The organism is Sphingomonas sp. Leaf230 (genome assembly GCF_001421745.1).
GTDB lineage: Bacteria > Pseudomonadota > Alphaproteobacteria > Sphingomonadales > Sphingomonadaceae > Sphingomonas.
Genome location: NZ_LMKW01000010.1, coordinates 151660 through 170939 on the forward strand (window position 1 = coordinate 151660; position 19280 = coordinate 170939).

The window sequence follows — 19280 nt, forward strand, 5'->3', positions numbered from 1 at the left end:
GGCGAAGGCCGGGGTCCAGTTGAGAGACAGTGGTAAAGAGGGGCAGCCCGTCGCCATATCGACCTTTCCAACTGGGCCCCGGCCTTCGCCGGGGAGGTGCTGGTTGTGAGGACCCCGCGCCCAGCAGCTAGGATACTTCTCGTCGACGGCCAGGACCGCGTCCTGATGTTCCGCTTCACGCCCGCCGATCGCCACCCGCTCTGGTGCACACCGGGCGGTGCGGTCGATCCGGGCGAGAGCTACGCCGCCGCCGCCCGCCGCGAACTCTGGGAAGAAGTCGGCCTCGACATCGACTGCGGTCCCGAAGTCGCACGCCGCGTCGTCGACTTCCGCACCTTCGAAGGCACAGAGGTCACCGCGGACGAACGCTATTTCCGGATCGACGTCGACACCTGCGACGTAAAGGCCGGCAATCTCACCGAACAGGAGAAGCAACTGCTCGTCGGTCACCGCTGGTTTTCCCGAAACGACATCGCGGGCTTCCACGAAACGCTCTATCCAGCAGACTTGGTCGAACTCCTCGACGCCACGGAACCTGCCAAGGGATAACGCCATGCTCGATGATTTCGTCCTCCAGACCATCCTGCCGTCGACGCACGATCTTGGCGGCTTCAAGGTCCACCGCACGCTGCCGAACAAGGAACGGACGATGGTCGGCCCGTTCCTGTTCTTCGACCAGATGGGCCCGGCGCATCTCGACGTAGGTCAAGGCATCGACGTTCGGCCGCACCCGCATATCAACCTGTCGACCGTCACATATCTGTTCGACGGCGCGATCGACCACCGCGATTCGCTCGGCACGCAGGCGCGGATCGAGCCCGGCGCAGTCAACCTGATGACCGCGGGTCACGGCATCGTCCATTCAGAGCGCTCGCCCGGCGACGAGCGTGCCGAAGGGCCGAACCTGTCGGGAATCCAGACGTGGCTGGCGATGCCCGAAGCGGTCGAGGAGATCGACCCCGCATTCGAGCACGTCACCAAGGCGCAACTGCCGACGATCGAGGCGCACGGTGCGCGCTCGCGGATCATCATGGGGAGCCTGTGGGGCCAGACCGCGCCGACCACGACCTATTCGGGGACGATCTACGCCGACATCGCGCTCGATCCGGGCGCGAGCGTGCCGATCGACGCGGCGGCCGAGGAGCGCGCGATCTACCTCGCGATGGGCGAGGCGACGCTGGAAGGCGTGAGCCTCGAGCCGCAGGTGCTGTATGTGCTCCGCCCCGGTATCTCGGCAACGCTGCGGTCTGCGCATGGCGGCCGCGCGATGCTCTGCGGCGGCGATGCGTTCACGACGCCGCGCCATGTCTGGTGGAATTTCGTCAGCTCGAACCGGGATCGTATCGAGCAGGCGAAGCGGGACTGGAACGCGGGCAACTTTCCGAAGGTGCCTGGGGACGAGAAGGAATGGATCGAGATTCCCGCGGTCCCTAAGACGGTCAGCTATCCGTGATTCCCCCCCCTCCCGCAWGCGGGAGGGGGCTGGGGGTGGGCTCGCGCTATCGACCAGCGATCCGTTTGAAATTGGCCGGGAGCCCACCCCCAGCCCCTCCCGCATGCGGGAGGGGAGAAGAAGGCGTATCCTCCCCTCTCGCTTGCGGGAGGGGTCGGGGGAGGGCATGACCAGAAGGCAGCGCGACGGGTAGGCCCTTCCCTAACCCCTCCCGCCAGCGGGAGGGGAATGATGTCGGACCTGCAACGCATCGCGCTATCCACGGGCGTCGAACTCGACGTCGCGATCAGCGGCGATCCCGCGAACCCGCCCGTCATCCTCCTCCACGGCTTCCCCGAATCGCATCGTACGTGGCGCGACATCGCCCCGGACCTCGCCCGCGACCATTACGTGATCGCTCCCGATCAGCGCGGCTTCGCACGCTCGTCCAAGCCGGAGAGCGTCGACAGCTATACCCCCGACAAGATCGTCGCCGACCTGATCGCGCTCGCGGATCACCTCGACATCGACCGCTTCACGCTGGTCGGCCACGACTGGGGCGGCGCAGTCGCGTGGATGGCGGCGTTGCGCCACCCCGAGCGCATCGCGAAGCTGGTGATCATCAACGCCCCCCACCCGCTCGTCTTCCAGCGGACCATGTTCGACGACCTCGAACAGCGCGCCGCCAGCCAGTACATTCGGGCTTTCCGCAATCCCGATCTCGAAAAGCACATCGAGTCGATCGGCCTCGAAACCTTCTTCGACACCAGTTTCTCGAAGCACGCCGATCTCGCCGCGATGGCGGAGGACAAGGCCGCCTATCTCGACGAATGGGGCCAGCCCGGCGCGATTACCGGCATGCTCAACTGGTACCGCGCGAGCGCGATCGTCGTGCCCGAAATGGACGAGACGCCGCCCCGCCCCGCCTTCCTCGACGGGCCGTTCCCGCCAACCAAGATGCCGGTGCTGGTGATCTGGGGAGTGCAGGACAGCGCTTTGCTGCCGAGTCAGCTCGACCTTGGCGCTTATGTGCCCGACCTCACGATCGAGAAGATCAATGCGGGGCATTTCGTGCCGTGGCAGAAACCCGACGCTGTGATCGCCGCTATGCGCCGTTGGGGTGTCTGAGCCGACCGTCGGTCAGCGACGTACGTACCCTTTGGCCAGGCCCCCCCCCGGCAAAGGCCGGGGCCCAATCGGGGGGCGGCCGTAACTCGGGGCAGCGCTACGTTACTGCAACCTTTCCAATTGGACCCCGGCCTTCGCCGGGGGGGGGGGGCCGTATGCGGCGGCGCAGGTCCGCGCAACATTCGACCGAACCTTCGCCACCTGTCTGAATCCTGACCACCGCATTCGGCGATCGTTCAGCGCGGCGGGAGCAAAAGTCTGTCCATGCCGTTGATCCGGCGTCGATACAGGAGAGCAATCATGCGTAAGATGATCCTTGCGGCCGTAGCTGCCGCCACCCTCGTCCCCACCTTCGCGACCGCGCAGAGCTATGGCGAAGTCCGTCGCGACCAGCGCGAAATCCGCGAGAGCCGTCGCGACCTCGATCGTGCACGCCGCTACGGCGACCGCGGCGATGTCCGCGAAGCCCGCCAGGAACTGCGCGAAGATCGCCGCGAAGCGCGCGAGGACTGGCGCGACTATCGCCGCACGCACGGTAACGTCTACCGCCGCCCCGCCTATGTCGGACCGCGCGGCTATCGTTATCGTCCGGTGAGCGTTGGCTACCGATTCGCGCCGAACTATTACGGTCGCCAATACTGGATCAACGACTATCAGACGTACCGCCTGTCACGCCCCGCCTACGGCTATCAGCGCTGGGTCCGCTACGGCCGCGACGTCGTTCTGGTCGACACGCGCAACGGCCGCGTCGCCCAGGTCAATAACGGCTTCTTCTACTAGGACCTTCTACCAAGTTTGGGCGGCCTGGGAGCGATCCCGGGCCGCCCTCGTATCTGGCGCCTCAGTCCTTCTCGTAGGCGCCACGTCGCATGACGTAGTCCCGCGTCTCGTACGGCGCCGAGAGCCCCTCGACCCAGGCGCCATGCGCATGCGTCAGCGCAACCAGTTCCATCGGCCGCTCGCCCGGCCAGCCGCGTACGCGGACCTCGTGGCGGTGCAGATCGCGGTTCGGCTCCATCATCACCCAGCCGAGCGGTCGCTCCACCGTCGCGCGCGCGCCCGCTGCGTCCATCGCGACCCGGATCCGCTCGCGGGAGGTCGCCGGCAGATACTGCCACACCACCGAATGCATCAGCACGCGCGTAACGCCGCCGGGCTGCGGATCGGCCAACCTTGCCTCAACCCAGTCGGCGGCATCGCCTTCGACCAGATCGACGCCGCCCTTCCGCACCATCGCAATCGCCGCCGCGAGCCGCGCCTGTCGCTCGACCGCGTCGACCCAGACATACGCCTCGAGCCGCGCCGCTGCGGCCAGATCAGCGACGTTCACCGGGTGGATATCGACGCCGCTTGTCGATTCGATCTTGACCGGCGCGCCTGGCGGCGGCGTACCCCGCCATTCGGGGTGGATAGTCACAGGCGACGCCGATGGTCCGACATTCACACCGCCAAGGTCGAACCGATATCGATCGATCAGCAGATTGAGCCCCGCGCTCGAGCCGATCTCCAGCACCTCGAACCGCGGCCCGTACCGCTCGGCCAGATGCAATATGCCGGTCATCATTCCGGCGGACCGCGCCGCCTCGTTGGTCTGCGGCGGTCCGTCGAGCCACGGCAGCAAGGCCGCATCCTGTGCGACGAGCGTTGCCTTTAGTATCGCGACGATCCGCGCCGGGTCGGTTTCTACGCCGGCGAATACGGCAGAAAGCTTCGGATCGACGCCCGCGCGATGCAGTCCGTGCAGTCCACCCACCAGCCGTAACGCCAAGGCATCCGCGACCGGCTCGCCCGCCCAGTCGAGCACCCGCCGCCCCGTCTCGCTGTCCCGTTCAAGCGACTCCGCCAGCGCGCCGCAAACCCGCGCCGTGATCGGCGCGTCCATCGCGGCGCAATACCCCGCCTGGATTCCGAACGCGGAGCAACTTGCCATTACATTTGCCATACGCACGTTGTTGCACCCGCCATGCCCCCCCCGTAAAGCCCGGCGCGTGCCAGAGTCCCAGATCATCATCGCCGTCCCCAAGGGACGTATCCTCGCCGAGGCCCTGCCTTTGCTCGCGCGCGCCGGGGTGCATCCCGAAGCGTCGTTCTCGGACGAAAATTCGCGTGCGTTGCGCTTTGCGACCAACGATCCTGCGATTTCGCTGATCCGGGTGCGCGCGTTCGACGTCGCTACCTTCGTCGCGCACGGGGCGGCGCAATTCGGCATCGTCGGGTCGGACGTGATCGCGGAGTTCGGGTATTCGGAACTGTACGCACCGGTCGATCTGGGCATCGGCCATTGCCGGCTGTCAGTCGCCGAGCCTGCCGAGATGGCGGCGCGGGACGATCCGCGCGGCTGGAGCCATGTTCGGGTCGCGACCAAATATCCGCATGTTACCGCGGCGCATTTTGCCAGCCGTGGCGTGCAGGCGGAGTGCGTGAAGCTCAATGGCGCGATGGAGTTGGCGCCGACCTTGGGATTGGCGCCGCGGATCGTCGATCTCGTTTCGTCGGGGCGGACGTTGCTGGAAAACGGACTGGTCGAGGTCGAGACGATCATGGAGGTCACCAGCCGCCTGGTGGTCAACCGCGCCGCGATGAAGACGCGTGCCCGGGTGGTGCCGCTGGTCGAGGCTTTCCGTCGCGCGGTCGATGCGCAGGAGATGGCAGCATGAGCGCGCTGTTCTGCTCCCCTTCCCGCATGCGGGAAGAGGTCGGGGGTTGGGCTCGCGCTATCCTCAGCCGTAATGCCCGCGGTGAGCGCGTGCCCACCCCCAGCCCCTCCCGCTCGCGGGAGGGGGGCAAGTGATCCGCCTCTCTACCTCGGATGCGGACTTTGCAACGCGCTTCACCGTGCTGGTCGAGGACCGTCGCGAGTCCGATGCAGGCGTCACGCAGGACGTCGCCGCGATCATCGCGGCCGTCCGCCGCGACGGTGAAACCGCGATCCGCGACCTGACGCAGAAGCACGACCGCCACGACCTCGAAACCACCGGCTGGAAGATCGACGCTGCCGACTGCGAGGCCGCGTTCAAGGCGCTTGATCCGGACCTGCGCACCGCGCTCGAACTCGCCGCGACCCGCATCCGCGCGTATCACGAGAAACAGCGTCCACTCGACAGCGACTCGGTCGACTCCGCGGGTGTGAGGCTCGGCGCGCGCTGGCTCCCAGTTGACGCCGCTGGCATCTACGTCCCCGGTGGACGTGCCGCCTACCCTTCGTCGCTGCTAATGAATGCGATCCCCGCCAAGGTTGCGGGCGTCGGCCGTCTCGCGATGGTCACGCCGACTCCGGACGGCCAGATCAATCCGCTGGTCCTTGCCGCCGCGCACCTCGCCGGCGTCGATGAAGTGTGGCGCGTCGGTGGCGCGCAGGCTGTCGCCGCGCTTGCGTACGGCGCGGGCCGGGTCAAGCCGGTCGACGTCATCACCGGCCCCGGCAACGCCTGGGTCGCCGAGGCCAAGCGCCAGGTCTACGGCGTCGTCGGCATCGACATGGTCGCGGGTCCCTCGGAAATCGTCGTCGTGGCGGACGCGCTCAACGATCCCGAATGGACCGCCGCCGACCTGCTCAGCCAGGCCGAGCACGATTTGACCACGCAGTCGATCCTGTTCACGGACGATGCCGCGTTTGCCGACAAGGTCGCGGATGCCGTCGACCGCCAGTTGCGCGAGCTGGCTACGGAGGCGGTCGCGCGCGTTGCTTGGGAAACCAATGGGGCGATCGTGGTCGTCGACACGCTGGCGGACGCGATCCCGCTGGTCGACCGCCTTGCCGCCGAGCATCTCCAGCTGGCGATCCCCGATCCGCAGGGATTTTTCGACCGTATCCGCCATGCGGGTTCTGTATTCCTTGGCCGCTACACGCCTGAGGCGATCGGCGATTACGTCGCGGGGCCGAACCACGTCCTCCCGACGGGCCGTCGGGCGCGGTTTGCCTCTGGGTTGTCGGTGCTCGACTTCATGAAACGCACCAGTTTCCTTGCTCTGGACGAAGCCGCCTTGCGCGAACTCGGGCCTGCCACCGTCGCCCTCGCGAATGCCGAGGGCCTTCCCGCACACGCAAAATCAGTGGCTTTGCGGCTGCGGCTCAACAGTTAGTTTGGTTCACGCGGAGGCGCGGAGGCGCGGAGGCGCGGAGGCGCGGAGACGCGGAGGTATCGACCTAGCCGCGTAGCGGCCCTTCAATCACTAGCGGATGAGGAGATCGAAGCGGCTGCGCCGCACGCAACAGCTCCGCGCCTCCGCGTGAACAAACCTTCTTGCCGTTCCGTTCGAAACGCAAAGGGCTGACACACACGCGCCCCGCGCCTACAGGCAACCGCTTATGACTCGAACCGCCCCCCGCACCAAGGCGCGTGCCGCCGCTCGCCTCGCCGCCGTCCAAGCCACGTACCAGCACGAGATGGAGGGCACCGCGATGCCCGTCCTGCTCAACGAATTCCACCAGCACCGACTCGGCGCGACGATCGAAGACGTCGAATATGCCGAGGCCGACGTCGATTTCTTCGACGACCTGGTGTCCGGGGCCAACGCGCGCGCCGGCGAGATCGACGTGCTGATCGAGGGCAAGTTGGCCAAGGGCTGGACGCTCGCCCGCCTCGACAAGCCGATGAAGGCGATCATCCGTGTCGGCACGTACGAGTTGCTCGCGCGGAAGGACGTGCCGGTCGCTGCGGTGATCAGCGAATATGTCGACGTGGCGCATGCGTTCTACGACAAGCGCGAGTCGGGCTTCGTGAACGGGTTGCTCGACGGTATCGCGAAAGAAGTGCGTAGCTGATAACCTCCCTCTCCCCGAAGGGGAGAGGGAGCAGTTGGTGACCCTCTGCCTGGAGGGGAGAGGGAGCAGTTGGTGACCGAAACCGAGTTCATTGCTGCCTTACGCCGGCTCCCGCTGCATGCCACCGCGCGTGGCCTGAACGACGACACTGCCTTGCTCGACGCAGGGCCGCTCGTCGTCACCACCGACACGCTGGTCGAAGGCGTACACTTCCTCCCGATCGACCCCGCGCAGGACGTCGCGTGGAAGCTGGTCGCGACCAACCTCTCCGACCTCGCCGCCAAGGGTGCGAAACCCGAAGGCATCCTCCTCAACTACCCGCTTGGCGACAATGCGTGGGACCGTGCGTTTCTCGAAGGGCTGGCCGACGTCCTGGCGACTTTCGACACGCGCATCATCGGCGGCGACACGGTGACGCTGCCCCCGAGTGCGCCCCGCGTCCTGACCGTCACCGCGTTCGGGAGCGATGCCGCAGCGCCCGCCCGTAGCGGCGCACTCGTAGGCGACGCGCTCTACGTCACCGGCACGATTGGCGATGCGGGCGCGGGGCTCGCCATCGCGCTCGGCGCGCAGGGCCCAGCCGAACTGCTCGCCGCGTACCGCTGCCCGCAGCCACGACTCGCCGATGGTCGCATCCTTGGCCGCCAAGTCCACGCGATGATGGACGTCTCCGACGGCCTCCTCATCGACGCGTCCCGCATGGCACAAGCCAGCAACCTCGCCGTCAGCATCGATCTCGCGAGTATTCCCCTCTCCGACGCCTATAGCACCTTCTCCGGCGACCGGCTTGCCGCCGCAACTGCCGGAGACGACTACCAACTCCTTTTTGCTGCACCGCAAGATTTCGCCACCGACGCCACTTGCATCGGTGCGTTCTCGGCCGGCTCGGGACTTACCCTTCACGACTCCGGCAAACCCGTGCCGCTGCCGCCAAGTCTAGGCTACGAGCACGCCCCCCGAGGATAACTTGCGCAATACCCCGGCACTGATAGGTTCCTTACATCGGGACTCGGCAAAGCCGGGACCGGAGAGGACCTGACAAGAGGGATAGCGCCGTATGACGACCGTCTATTTGGCCATGATCTGCGGCGTGATCGCCGTCCTATATGGTTTCGTCACCAGTCGACAGGTGCTTGCCGCCTCCCCCGGCAACGAGAAGATGCAGGACATCGCCGCCGCCATCCAGGAAGGCGCGAAGGCCTATTTGGGTCGCCAATACACCACGATTGCGATCGTCGGCGTGATCGTCGCGGCGATCCTTCTCTTCACGCTCGGCTATATCTCGACGGTCGGCTTCGTCATCGGCGCGCTGCTGTCGGGCGTCGCCGGCTATGTCGGCATGAACATCTCGGTCCGCGCCAACGTGCGCACCGCAGAGGCTGCGCGCACGTCGCTGCAAGCGGGCCTGACGATGGCGTTCCGCTCCGGCGCGGTGACCGGCATGCTCGTGGCGGGTCTCGGCCTGCTCGCGATCAGCGCGTTCTTCTGGTATCTGACCGGTCCCGCAGGGCATGCCCCCAACGACCGGATCATCGTCGAGGCGCTGACCGCACTCGCGTTCGGCGCGTCGCTGATCTCGATCTTTGCGCGGCTTGGCGGCGGCATCTTCACCAAGGCAGCGGACGTCGGCGCGGATCTGGTCGGCAAGGTCGAGGCCGGTATCCCCGAGGACGATCCCCGCAACCCCGCCGTGATCGCGGACAATGTCGGCGACAACGTCGGCGACTGCGCGGGCATGGCGGCCGATCTGTTCGAGACCTACGTCGTCACTCTCGGCGTCACGATGATCTCGATCGCGCTGCTGATCCAGGCGAGCGGCGCCGAACTGATGCGGCTGATGACTCTGCCGCTGCTGGTGGGCGGGGTGTGCATCGTCACCTCGATCATCGGCACGTACATGGTCCGGCTCGGTGGCGGCAGCATCATGGGCGCGCTCTACAAGGGCTTCTTCACCTCGACAATCCTGTCGATCCCGGCGATCTACCTCGCCACGCAATATGTGCTCGGCGACCTTCACCGCGTGATCGGCGGCGCAGGCTTCCTCGATCCTGCGACTGACGATCTCACCACGCAGGCGGCGCCGTCGCTGACGCGGAGCTTCACGGGCATGGACCTGTTCTGGTCGATGATGATCGGGCTCGTCGTGACCGGGCTGATCGTGTGGATCACCGAATATTACACCGGCACCAATCACCGCCCGGTCCAGTCGATCGCCAAGGCATCCGAGACCGGCCACGGCACCAACGTCATCCAGGGGTTGGCGATCAGCCTAGAATCCACCGCTTTGCCGACGCTGGTCATCGTCGTCGCGGTGATCGTCGCCTACCAGCTGGCCGGGATCATAGGAATCGCCTTTGCTGCGACCGCAATGCTCGCCCAAGCCGGCATGGTCGTCGCGCTCGACGCCTATGGCCCGGTCACCGACAACGCAGGCGGGATCGCCGAGATGTCCGGGCTGCCCGACGACGTCCGGCAGAGGACCGATGCGCTCGACGCGGTCGGCAACACCACAAAGGCGGTCACCAAGGGCTATGCGATCGGCTCGGCCGGGCTCGCCGCGCTCGTGCTGTTCGGAGCGTACACGACGGATCTCGCGACCTACTTCCCTGATGTCACGGTCGATTTCAGCCTCAGCAACCCGTACGTCATCGTCGGCCTGCTGCTCGGCGCGCTGCTCCCGTATCTGTTCGGTGCATTCGGCATGACCGCGGTCGGTCGCGCAGCCGGCGCGGTCGTCGAGGAAGTCCGCGAGCAATTCCGCAACAACCCCGGCATCATGCTCGGCACCAGCCGCCCCGACTACGCACGGACGGTCGACCTCGTCACCAAGGCGGCGATCCGCGAGATGATCGTGCCGTCTCTCCTGCCGGTGCTGAGCCCACTCGCCGTGTATTTCATCATCACCGCCGTTGCGGGCCAGGCCGCTGGCTTCGCGTCGCTCGGCGCGATGTTGCTCGGCGTGATCGTATCCGGGCTGTTCGTCGCGATCTCGATGACGAGCGGCGGCGGCGCTTGGGACAACGCCAAGAAGTACATCGAGGACGGCAACCACGGCGGCAAGGGGTCCGAAGCGCACAAGGCCGCGATCACCGGCGACACCGTCGGCGATCCGTACAAGGATACTGCCGGCCCTGCGGTGAACCCGATGATCAAGATCACCAACATCGTCGCACTGCTGCTGCTCGCAGCTCTGGCCGGCGGCGGCGTGGGGTGAACTGAACTGGATCGCCGATCGGTCAGCTACGCTGGCCGCTCTGCGATCCATTCACTGCCCGGTGCTTCAATGTTTGCCATCCATTCCCGCGCGATAACAAGGCAGTGCGCCGCGTGCGCAATTTCCACTCAGTCCCATCGACCTCGGTGTTGCACTGATCCGCTGCAGCCTCCTCTTGTGCCGGCTACCGAACGCGATACTCTGCGCAAACGGTCGTTGGGGAATGGCCGGGGGGACTGATGATGACGTGGCGTACGAGCCTGCTGGCCGGTGCAATGATACCGACGATCGCGGTCGCGCAGACTGCGCCGCCGCCCGCCTCCGCGCCGAAGGCGAACGCCACGCTCTCGGACCGGGTGCCGGTCGAAACCTTTGCCAAACTGCCCGGCATAGCCAATCCGAAGCTCTCGCCCGACGGCACGCGTATCGCCGCGAAGATGGCGATCGACGGCGTCCAGGTGCTGGTCGTCGCGCCGCTGTTTCCCGGTGGCAAGCTTGCCGCGATCAAGGTCGGGGCGACGGTCGACATCAATTGGTGGCGCTGGGTCGGTGACGACTGGCTCGCGGTCGGCATCGGGTCGCAGGACATGCTGTACGGTGAGGACATCTACGTCACGCGCACGCTGGGCGTCAAAGCCGACATGACCAAGATCAACCGGATCGACTGGAAGAATTCGGGTGTCCGCGCGGACGAAATCCTCTGGGCGGCGCGCGACGGCACACCGCGTGTCCTGCTGTCGCGCCAGACCGGGATCGAAAGCGAAAGCCAATGGTATCCCTCGGTCTCTGAGGTGGATCTGTCGACCGGCAAGACCAAGACCGTCGCCGGCAGTCAGACGAACGTCTTCGACTGGTATGCCGATGGCACAGGCGTCGTCCGGATGGGCTATCGGTACGAGGACGACACCCGCAAGAGCTCGCTTCTGTATCGCAGCGCCAATCGCGATTCGTTCAAGGTGATCGCATCGGCCCGCGGCAAGCAGGATATCGTCGTCCCGGTGACGTTCCGCGCCGACGGCACGGCCATTGCCACGGACGATTCGGGCGGTCGCGACGAAGTGTTCGAGGTGTCGCTGCCCGACCTGAAGCTCGGCAAGAAGCTGTACGGCGCGGATGGCTACGACGTCGATGGCGTGATCGACAACGCGACCGGCGACGACATCGACGGCATCACCGTCACCGATCGCTTCGGTCATATTGTCTGGCTGAACCCCAAGCTGAAGGAAATCCAGGACGCGGTCGACAAGGCGGTCGGAGAGCGGCGCGCGCGTATCGTCTCGTGGGATCGCACCCGGTCGAAGTTCCTGGTGCAGGTCGGCTCGCCATCCCAGGCGGGGGCGCTGTATTTCTACGATCCCGCGAACGGATCGATGCAGCGCTATTCGTGGCAGAACAGCGACCTCAAGGCGCGGACGCTGTCGCCGGTATCGACGATCCGGTACAAGGCGCGCGACGGCGTCGAGATCGAGGCACTGCTAACGCTGCCGCGCAGACATAGCCCGAAGAACCTGCCGCTGATCGTGTTGCCGCACGGCGGCCCGTTCGCACGTGATTCGGAAGATTGGGACTGGTGGACGCAGTATCTGGCGGAAACCGGCTATGCCGTCGTCCAGCCCAATTACCGTGGGTCATCGGGGTATGGCACTAGTTTCGCCAAGCTCGGCGAGGGGCAATGGGGCCTGAAGATGCAGGACGATCTCGACGATGCGATCACGCATCTGGCCAAGCAGGGCATCGCCGATCCGAAGCGCGTGTGCATGGCCGGCGCATCCTATGGTGGCTATGCGGCGATGCGCGCGGCGCAGCGGAACGGCACCGGCGATGCGGCACCCTATCGGTGCGCGATTTCCTATGCCGGCGTGTCCGATCTGCAGGCGATGCAGCGCTATGACGGCAAGTTTCTGTACGGCAAGACGCGTGGTGACTGGCTGAAGAAGCAGGCGCCCGATTATCGCAGCGTCTCACCACGTTTCGGTGCGCAGACCTTCTCGATCCCGATCCTGATGCTGCATGGAAAAGAGGACAAGCGCGTTCCCGTGAAGCAATCGCGGATGATGGCAGCGGCACTCAAAGAGGCGGGCAAGCCGTTCGAGTATATCGAACAACCGCTTGGCGATCATCATTTCACGCGTGGCGAGGACCGGCTCGAATTCCTGAAGGCGATGGGTGCGTTTCTGGCAAAGTATAATCCAGCATAACGCACGGATACTGCCCGCCAAAACTCCATAACGGAGCATATATGCCGACTGTGGATGCATCTTGTTTGGACGAACGCAGTTTTGTCTCCGCATCATCACCGAATGCGCAACCGTCCCGAGAATCACCTCTTCTACGGCGACAACCTCGCCGTCCTGCGTAAGGAGATCGCCGACGAGAGCGTCGACCTGATCTACCTCGACCCACCGTTCAATTCGAACGCGAACTACGGCATCCTGTTCAAGGAACCCGACGGCAAATCGTCGAACGCGCAGATCGAGGCGTTCGAAGACACCTGGCACTGGAACGAGACCGCCGAGGACGCCTTCGAACAAGTCGCGCGGAGCGGTAGCACCAAGGCGTTCGACCTTCTCAACGCGATGCGCGGCTTCCTCGGCGACAACGACATGATGGCGTATCTGGCGATGATGGCGGTCCGGCTGCTGGAGTTGCACCGCGTGCTGAAGCCGACCGGCAGCCTGTATCTCCACTGCGATCCGACCGCGAGCCACTACCTGAAGCTTCTGCTCGACGCGATCTTCGGCAAGCGCCAGATCGCGAACGAGATTGTCTGGTGTTACCGGCGCTACACCGCGGCCAGCAACCGGTTCCAGCGGCTCCACGACACATTGCTGTTCTACGGCAAGACTGACCAGCGGCGCTTCAACGACATCCGCATTCCGTATGGCGAGACCTCAGGCAAGAAGGACTCGCACTATCGCCAGGACGGCGACGGCCGCTGGTTCCGCTGGCAGAAGCGCAAGGACGCCGAACCCTATCGTATCTATCTCGCGGACGGGGTCAGGCTGGGCGACTGGTGGGACATTCCGATCATCAACGCGTCGTCGAAGGAGCGTCTGGGGTATCCGACGCAGAAACCCTCCGCGTTGCTCGAACGGATCATCGCTGCCCCGTCCAACGAAGGCGACGTCGTGCTCGATCCGTTTTGCGGCTGCGGCACCGCCGTGCACGCAGCGGAAAAGCTCAAGCGACAATGGATCGGGATCGATGTTACGCATCTTGCCATTTCGCTGATCGAAAAGCGGATGAAGGACGCGTTTCCCGGCGTCACGTTCACCGTCGAGGGCACGCCGAAGGATCTCGCCTCCGCCTATGATCTCGCGCTGCGCGACAAATATCAGTTCCAGTGGTGGGCGGTCTCGATGGTGGACGCGCTGCCGTTCGGCGGCAGGAAGAAGGGCGCGGATGGCGGGATCGACGGGCTGATCTATTTCAACGATCATGACCCCGAGTCGGGCAAGATGGTCACGCACCGCGCGATTGTGTCGGTGAAGGGCGGGCTCAATCCGGACACCGCGATGGTCGAAACGCTGGCCGCGACGATCGTGCGCGAGAAGGCGCCGATCGGCATCCTGATCATGAACGCCAAGCCGACACGCGAGATGGAGCGCCGCGCCGCCGCGGTCGGCATCTACCGTGCCGGCGTCGACGAGGCGTTTCCGAAGCTCCAGATCCTGACGCTGGCGGACCTGTTCCAGGGCAAGCGCCCACGCATTCCCAACGTCGACCGCGCTGCGTTCCGGCGTGCAGCCCGCGAGGCGACCGCGCTTCAACCGAGCTTGTTGTGATAGCGCCTGAGTCTCGTTCTTGTTCAATTGCCGTCGAAGGCCGATATACGGAATACGCAAGTGGGTGCAGGCATGACGCCTGTGCCTGTTATCGGCCGTGCTTTCCTTTTTCGCGAACCTGCGGTAAGGGCGCTCGTCCCGAAATTCCCCCAATTCAGAGATTATATTTGGCCAAGGAAGAACTGCTCGAGATGCGCGGCCGCGTGGTGGAACTCCTCCCCAACGCGATGTTCCGGGTTCAGCTCGAAAACGACCACGAGATTCTCGGTCACACCGCCGGCAAGATGCGCAAGAACCGCATCCGCGTGCTGGTCGGCGACGAGGTGCTGTGCGAACTCACGCCGTACGATCTGACCAAGGGTCGCATCACCTACCGCTTCAAATAAGCGCCACGCGCCGTTCGCGCGGTGCGTAGCCCAAGCATCGAGGCACCAATGCTGGTCCTGGCCTCCTCCTCGCCCCGCCGCCGCGACCTGCTCGCGCGGCTCGGCGTCGTGCCGTCGCGCGTGGAATCTCCCGACATCGACGAGAGCCCGCGCAAGGCCGAGCCGCCCCGTGCCTATGCGCTTCGCCTCGCTATCGAGAAGGCAAGTGCCGTCGCGCGCGCCGAGGGCGAGATCGTCCTCGCCGGCGACACCACGATCGCGCTGGGCAGCCGTATCCTGCCGCCCGCCGACACGCTCGAAATCCAGCGCGACCTTCTCGGCAAGCTGTCGGGTCGACGCCACCATTGCCTGTCCGCGGTCTGCGTGATCGACGCGACCGGCAAGGTCCGGACGCGCATCGCCGATACGATCGTTGCGTTCAAGCCGCTCTCGCCTGCCGAGATCGACGATTATCTCGCGTGCGGCGAAGGTCTCGGCAAGGCCGGCGGCTATGCGATCCAAGGCCGCGCGGAGGCGTTCGTTCGCTTCCTGTCGGGCAGCCATTCTGGCGTCGTAGGCCTGCCCCTGTTCGAGACGCGCGCGCTGTTGAAGACCGCAGGCGTCGCACTTGCCTGATACGGGGCCTGCATGGCTCTACGAGGCCGGTATCGGCGAAGCGCGCGCCGCGCTGGTGGACGATGATCAGATTATCGAAGCTGCGATCGAACTCGACACTGACGCACTGAAGGTCGGCCTCGTCGCCCGCGCGCGGCTTGTCGAACTCCTCCCGGGCCGGCGTGGCCGCGTCGCGCTCGATGGTGGCGAAGCGCTGATCAACCACCTCCCCCCTGGCATCACGCAGGGCGCCAGCCTCACCGTCGAGATCGTCCGTGAAGCCCTCCCCGAAGCGGGCCGTGCGAAGCTCGCTAAGGCCGCTCCCAGCGACCTGCCGCCCTGCCCCGCTCCGACGCTGTACGAGCGCCTCGTGGCGACCGGCCTGCCCGTCCGCAGCCCGCGCCCGCATGAACCCGATGCATTGGAGGCAGCGGGTTGGTCCGAACTGCTCGACGAGGCTGTGAGTGGCGAGATCGTGTTCCCGCTCGGCGCGCTGCGGCTTTCGCCGACGCCGGCGATGACATTGTTCGACGTCGACGGCGCGCCACCGCTGGACACGCTTGCGGTTGCCGCCGCGCATGCCGTGGCGCGGGCGATACGCCGACACGGCATCGGCGGCTCGATCGGGATCGATTTCCCGACGATCGCCGGCAAGGCGCAGCGCAACGCCGTCGCCGCCGCGATCGACGAGTCCCTAACACAACCGTTCGAGCGCACCGCGATGAACGGGTTTGGTTTCCTCCAGATCGTCCGGCCAAGGCCCCGTGCGTCGATCCCCGAGATTCTCCGCGCCGATCCGGTCGGTGCAGCGACCCGCGCGGCGCTCCGCACGCTTGAACGCGCGCCGCCGACCGCCTCGCGCCGTCACACCCTGCCCACAGCCGTCCACACGCGCCTGATGACGCGCTCAGATTGGATTGCGGAACTCGCACGCCGCACGGGCGTCGTCCACGAACTGGAGAGTGCCCGATGACGACCGTCAAATGCCCGATCTGCGACCAGCCCGCGGTCGCCGAGTACAAGCCGTTCTGCTCGAGCCGCCACCGCGACCGCGACCTGTTGCAGTGGCTCGGCGAAGGCTATCGCATTCCCGGCCGCGCAATCTCGCAAACGGGGCTGGACAGCGCCGAAGACCCCGACTAAACGCGCCCTTCCGATCGCAAGGTCGGACGCTTCTCCGGTCCCAGACCGGACGTGCCCGGATAGCTCAGTTGGTAGAGCATGCGACTGAAAATCGCAGTGTCGGCGGTTCGACCCCGTCTCCGGGCACCATTTTTTTTACCTTGTGATCAGCACTGCCGCCTTACTCTCCGAGGCACGCGTGATGCTGCCCAAAATCCGTTCGTGCTGAGCGAAGTCGAAGCACCTTCGCTTGGGGCACACCCTTCGACTTCGCTCAGGGCGAACGGAAGGGGCAGGTTCTAGAACGGAACCAGCGCTAGCGGACGATCCGCGTGACGTGGCCCATCTTCCGCCCCGGCCGCGCGGTACCCTTGCCATACAGGTGCAGGTGCGCGTTGGGCTCGCCAAGCAGCTCCGCCCAGCGGTCCGCGTCGTCGCCGATCAGGTTCTCCATCGTCGCTTCACGCCCGGTCAGCGTCGTCGCGCCCAATGGCAGGCCGCAGATCGCGCGGATGTGGTTTTCGAATTGCGAACATTCGGCACCTTCGATCGTCCAGTGGCCGGAATTGTGCACGCGGGGGGCCATCTCGTTGAAGACCGGGCCGTCGGCGCCGACGAAGAACTCGCACGCCAGTACGCCGACATAGCCGAGTTCGGCGGCGATCCGTTCGGCCAGCGCTGCGGCTTCGTCGGCTTGGGCCAGTACGGCCACTGGTGCGGGGACGGTGGAGTGGCGAAGGATCGCGTCGCGGTGGACGTTGAGTGGCGAATCGTAGCGCGCGATGCCGCCATCGATCCCGCGAGCGATGAGGATCGAGAACTCGTGGTCGAACGGCACGAAGGCTTCGAGCACCGCGGGACCGCCGATCGTGTCCCAAGCGGCCTGCGCGCCTTCGGGCGTGTCGATCTTGACCTGGCCCTTGCCGTCATAGCCAAAGCGGGCGGTCTTGAGGATGGCGGGGGTGCCGATCACCTTCAGGCCCGCCTGCAGGCTTTCGAGGCTGTCGACTGCGGCCCACGGTGCCGGACGGCCGCCGACGCTCTCCACGAAGCCTTTTTCGCCGATCCGCTCCTGTGCGACGCGGAGCGCGCGCGGGCTCGGGTGGACGGGGACGCGGTCTGCGAGCCATTCCACGGGCTCGACCGCGATGTTCTCGAACTCGTAGGTGATGACGTCGCAGGCGTCGGCGAAGTCGGCGAGGACGATGCGGTTGTGATAGTCGGCGCGCGTCATGGTCGAGGCGGACTGCGCGGCGACGCTCTCCTGGTCGGGCGCGAGGACATGCGTGTGATAGCCGAGCTGGGCCGCGGCGGTGGCGAGCATGCGACCCAGCTGGCCTCCGCCGAGGATGCCGATGGTCGATCCGGGGGGAAGCGGCGTCATGTCAGCGTCTTTCAGGCTATCGTGCTCAGATGGGGTCGGTGGCGACGGAGGCGGTCTGTGCGGCGCGCCATGCTTTGAGGCGCTCGGCCAGCGCGTCGTCGGATGTCGCGAGGATCGCGGCCGCCAGAAGGCCGGCGTTGATCGCACCGGGCTTGCCGATCGCGAGCGTGCCGACCGGGATGCCGCCGGGCATCTGGACGATCGAGAGCAGGCTATCCATGCCCTTCAGCGCCTTCGATTCGACGGGGACGCCGAGCACCGGGAGATGCGTCATCGACGCCGCCATGCCGGGGAGGTGCGCCGCGCCGCCGGCGCCTGCGATCACGACTTTCAAGCCACGATCGGCGGCGGTCGTTGCATAGTCGTAGAGGCGTTGGGGAGTGCGATGGGCGGAAACGACCTGTGTTTCATACACGACGCCGAGCGCGTCGAGCGTCTCGGCGGCGTGGCGCATCGTCTCCCAATCGGAGGTGCTGCCCATGATGATGCCGACTAGAGCCACGATCGCCCCCTGATTCAAGGAGCGCCGTGCCTAGCGACGTGGGGGGGATTGGGCAATGTTGTTGGTACACTGCTCCCCTCCCTGGAAGGGAGGGGTTGGGGGTGGGTTGGCTAATTGGGATCCGGAGCGCTCGCCAAGCGGCCGACCCACCCCCGGCCCCTCCCTTCCAAGGAGGGGGGAAGTAAAGGCCGGTGGCGTCAGCGCTCGCTTAGGTAGTAGCGGTCGGTGGCGTTCAGGTCGGCATCGAGTTCGTAGACGATCGGTTGGCCGGTCGGGATCTCGAGGCTGGTGATCTCGTCGTCGGGGATGTTCGACAGGTGCTTCACCAGCGCGCGGAGCGAGTTGCCGTGGGCGGAGATCAGGATGCGCTGACCGTCCTTGAGCGCGGGGGCGATCCGCTCGTCCCAGTACGGGAGGACGCGGGCGATGGTGTCCTTGAGGCTCTCGGTCTTGGGGATGGCAATGCCGTCGTAGCGCCGGTCCTTGGACAGGTCGAACTCGCTGCCGTCGTCGAGCACGGGCGGCGGGACGTCGAAGCTGCGGCGCCAGATATGGACCTGTGCGTCGCCGTGCTTGGCGGCGGTCTCGGCCTTGTCGAGGCCGGTGAGGCCGCCATAGTGACGCTCATTGAGGCGCCAGTCCTTCTCGACCGGGAGCCAGAGGCGGCCCATCGCCTCCAGCGCGATGTTGAGCGTCTTGATGGCCCGCGTTTGGAGGCTGACGAAGGTCTGGTCGAAGTCGAGGCCCTTGGCAGCCATCAGCTCGCCGGCGGCCTTGGCTTCGGCCTCGCCCTTGGCGGTCATGTCGACGTCCCACCAGCCGGTGAAGCGGTTCTCGAGGTTCCAGGTGGACTGGCCGTGGCGGATCAGGACTAGGGTCGGCATTCGGGCTCCTGGGGTGGCGGGACTGAACGGAAGGGTTCAAAGGTTAGGATAAGGTTAGGCCAACGCACGGTCCGCAGCGCTTGA

The 19280-nt window shown here is 65.9% G+C and carries 19 protein-coding genes and 1 tRNA gene; 16 read left to right on the plus strand and 4 right to left on the minus strand.

The annotated features are described in order from the left end of the window. Window positions 1-99: 99 nt before the first annotated feature. The 4 genes from ASE82_RS12720 (at window position 100) to ASE82_RS12735 (ending at window position 3340) form a co-directional block, all read left to right on the plus strand. Window positions 100-549 (plus strand): NUDIX hydrolase, encoded by a 450-nt coding sequence (locus tag ASE82_RS12720; RefSeq protein WP_082441522.1) that lies wholly within the window; start codon window positions 100-102, stop codon window positions 547-549. 4 nt (window positions 550-553) lie between these two features. Further along, entirely contained in the window at window positions 554-1453 is a 900-nt protein-coding gene (locus tag ASE82_RS12725) for a pirin family protein (protein WP_056063854.1), read from the plus strand. A gap of 228 nt (window positions 1454-1681) precedes the next feature. Next, on the plus strand, window positions 1682-2560 hold the full coding sequence (locus ASE82_RS12730; RefSeq protein WP_435368540.1) for an alpha/beta fold hydrolase: 879 nt from the start codon (window positions 1682-1684) through the stop codon (window positions 2558-2560). 300 nt (window positions 2561-2860) lie between these two features. Further along, window positions 2861-3340: an RcnB family protein gene (locus ASE82_RS12735; RefSeq protein WP_056063856.1), complete on the plus strand. Its 480-nt coding sequence runs from the start codon at window positions 2861-2863 to the stop codon at window positions 3338-3340. Between the two features lie 61 nt (window positions 3341-3401). On the opposite strand, the gene ASE82_RS12740 is transcribed toward ASE82_RS12735, so the two are convergent. Next, entirely contained in the window at window positions 3402-4490 is a 1089-nt protein-coding gene (locus ASE82_RS12740; protein WP_235524695.1) for a DUF2332 domain-containing protein, read from the minus strand. Between the two features lie 58 nt (window positions 4491-4548). Here ASE82_RS12740 and hisG point away from each other — a divergent pair, with 58 nt between their 5' ends. The 12 genes from hisG (at window position 4549) to ASE82_RS12795 (ending at window position 16576) form a co-directional block, all read left to right on the plus strand. Next, a complete protein-coding gene (hisG, locus tag ASE82_RS12745; RefSeq protein ID WP_183037990.1) occupies window positions 4549-5217 on the plus strand; it encodes an ATP phosphoribosyltransferase in 669 nt (222 codons plus the stop codon). 130 nt (window positions 5218-5347) lie between these two features. Next, on the plus strand, window positions 5348-6643 hold the full coding sequence (hisD, locus tag ASE82_RS12750; RefSeq protein WP_056063862.1) for a histidinol dehydrogenase: 1296 nt from the start codon (window positions 5348-5350) through the stop codon (window positions 6641-6643). A gap of 226 nt (window positions 6644-6869) precedes the next feature. Then, entirely contained in the window at window positions 6870-7325 is a 456-nt protein-coding gene (nusB, locus tag ASE82_RS12755; protein WP_056063864.1) for a transcription antitermination factor NusB, read from the plus strand. 72 nt (window positions 7326-7397) lie between these two features. After that, entirely contained in the window at window positions 7398-8291 is an 894-nt protein-coding gene (gene thiL, locus ASE82_RS12760; protein WP_056064708.1) for a thiamine-phosphate kinase, read from the plus strand. A 91-nt stretch (window positions 8292-8382) separates the two neighbouring features. Beyond that, complete coding sequence (locus ASE82_RS12765) at window positions 8383-10539, plus strand: sodium-translocating pyrophosphatase (protein WP_056063867.1); 2157 nt, start codon at window positions 8383-8385, stop codon at window positions 10537-10539. Window positions 10540-10781: 242 nt separating this feature from the next. After that, entirely contained in the window at window positions 10782-12737 is a 1956-nt protein-coding gene (locus ASE82_RS12770) for an alpha/beta hydrolase family protein (protein ID WP_056064711.1), read from the plus strand. Window positions 12738-12839: 102 nt separating this feature from the next. Then, entirely contained in the window at window positions 12840-14324 is a 1485-nt protein-coding gene (locus ASE82_RS12775) for a DNA methyltransferase (RefSeq protein WP_056063870.1), read from the plus strand. 167 nt (window positions 14325-14491) lie between these two features. Then, complete coding sequence (gene infA, locus ASE82_RS12780; protein WP_031441079.1) at window positions 14492-14710, plus strand: translation initiation factor IF-1; 219 nt, start codon at window positions 14492-14494, stop codon at window positions 14708-14710. A gap of 48 nt (window positions 14711-14758) precedes the next feature. Continuing rightward, the gene (locus tag ASE82_RS12785) at window positions 14759-15325 is read left to right on the plus strand and encodes a Maf family protein (RefSeq protein WP_056063873.1); all 567 of its coding nucleotides are present in this window, start codon (window positions 14759-14761) and stop codon (window positions 15323-15325) included. Further along, entirely contained in the window at window positions 15318-16277 is a 960-nt protein-coding gene (locus tag ASE82_RS12790) for a ribonuclease (protein ID WP_056063876.1), read from the plus strand. The genes ASE82_RS12785 and ASE82_RS12790 overlap by 8 nt, the downstream gene beginning before the upstream one ends. Further along, entirely contained in the window at window positions 16274-16447 is a 174-nt protein-coding gene (locus tag ASE82_RS18975; RefSeq protein ID WP_082441491.1) for a DNA gyrase inhibitor YacG, read from the plus strand. The genes ASE82_RS12790 and ASE82_RS18975 overlap by 4 nt, the downstream gene beginning before the upstream one ends. A gap of 53 nt (window positions 16448-16500) precedes the next feature. Further along, window positions 16501-16576, plus strand: a tRNA-Phe gene (locus ASE82_RS12795). A 166-nt stretch (window positions 16577-16742) separates the two neighbouring features. Here the strand turns inward: ASE82_RS12795 and ASE82_RS12800 are convergent. The 3 genes from ASE82_RS12800 to gpmA all read right to left on the minus strand — a co-directional run bounded on the left by ASE82_RS12800 (window position 16743) and on the right by gpmA (window position 19196). Continuing rightward, on the minus strand, window positions 16743-17810 hold the full coding sequence (locus ASE82_RS12800; RefSeq protein WP_056063879.1) for a 5-(carboxyamino)imidazole ribonucleotide synthase: 1068 nt from the start codon (window positions 17808-17810) through the stop codon (window positions 16743-16745). A gap of 25 nt (window positions 17811-17835) precedes the next feature. Beyond that, window positions 17836-18291, minus strand: a complete 456-nt coding sequence (gene purE, locus ASE82_RS12805; protein WP_056064714.1) for a 5-(carboxyamino)imidazole ribonucleotide mutase — start codon at window positions 18289-18291, stop codon at window positions 17836-17838. A gap of 218 nt (window positions 18292-18509) precedes the next feature. Further along, entirely contained in the window at window positions 18510-19196 is a 687-nt protein-coding gene (gpmA, locus tag ASE82_RS12810) for a 2,3-diphosphoglycerate-dependent phosphoglycerate mutase (RefSeq protein ID WP_056063882.1), read from the minus strand. Window positions 19197-19280: the final 84 nt, after the last annotated feature.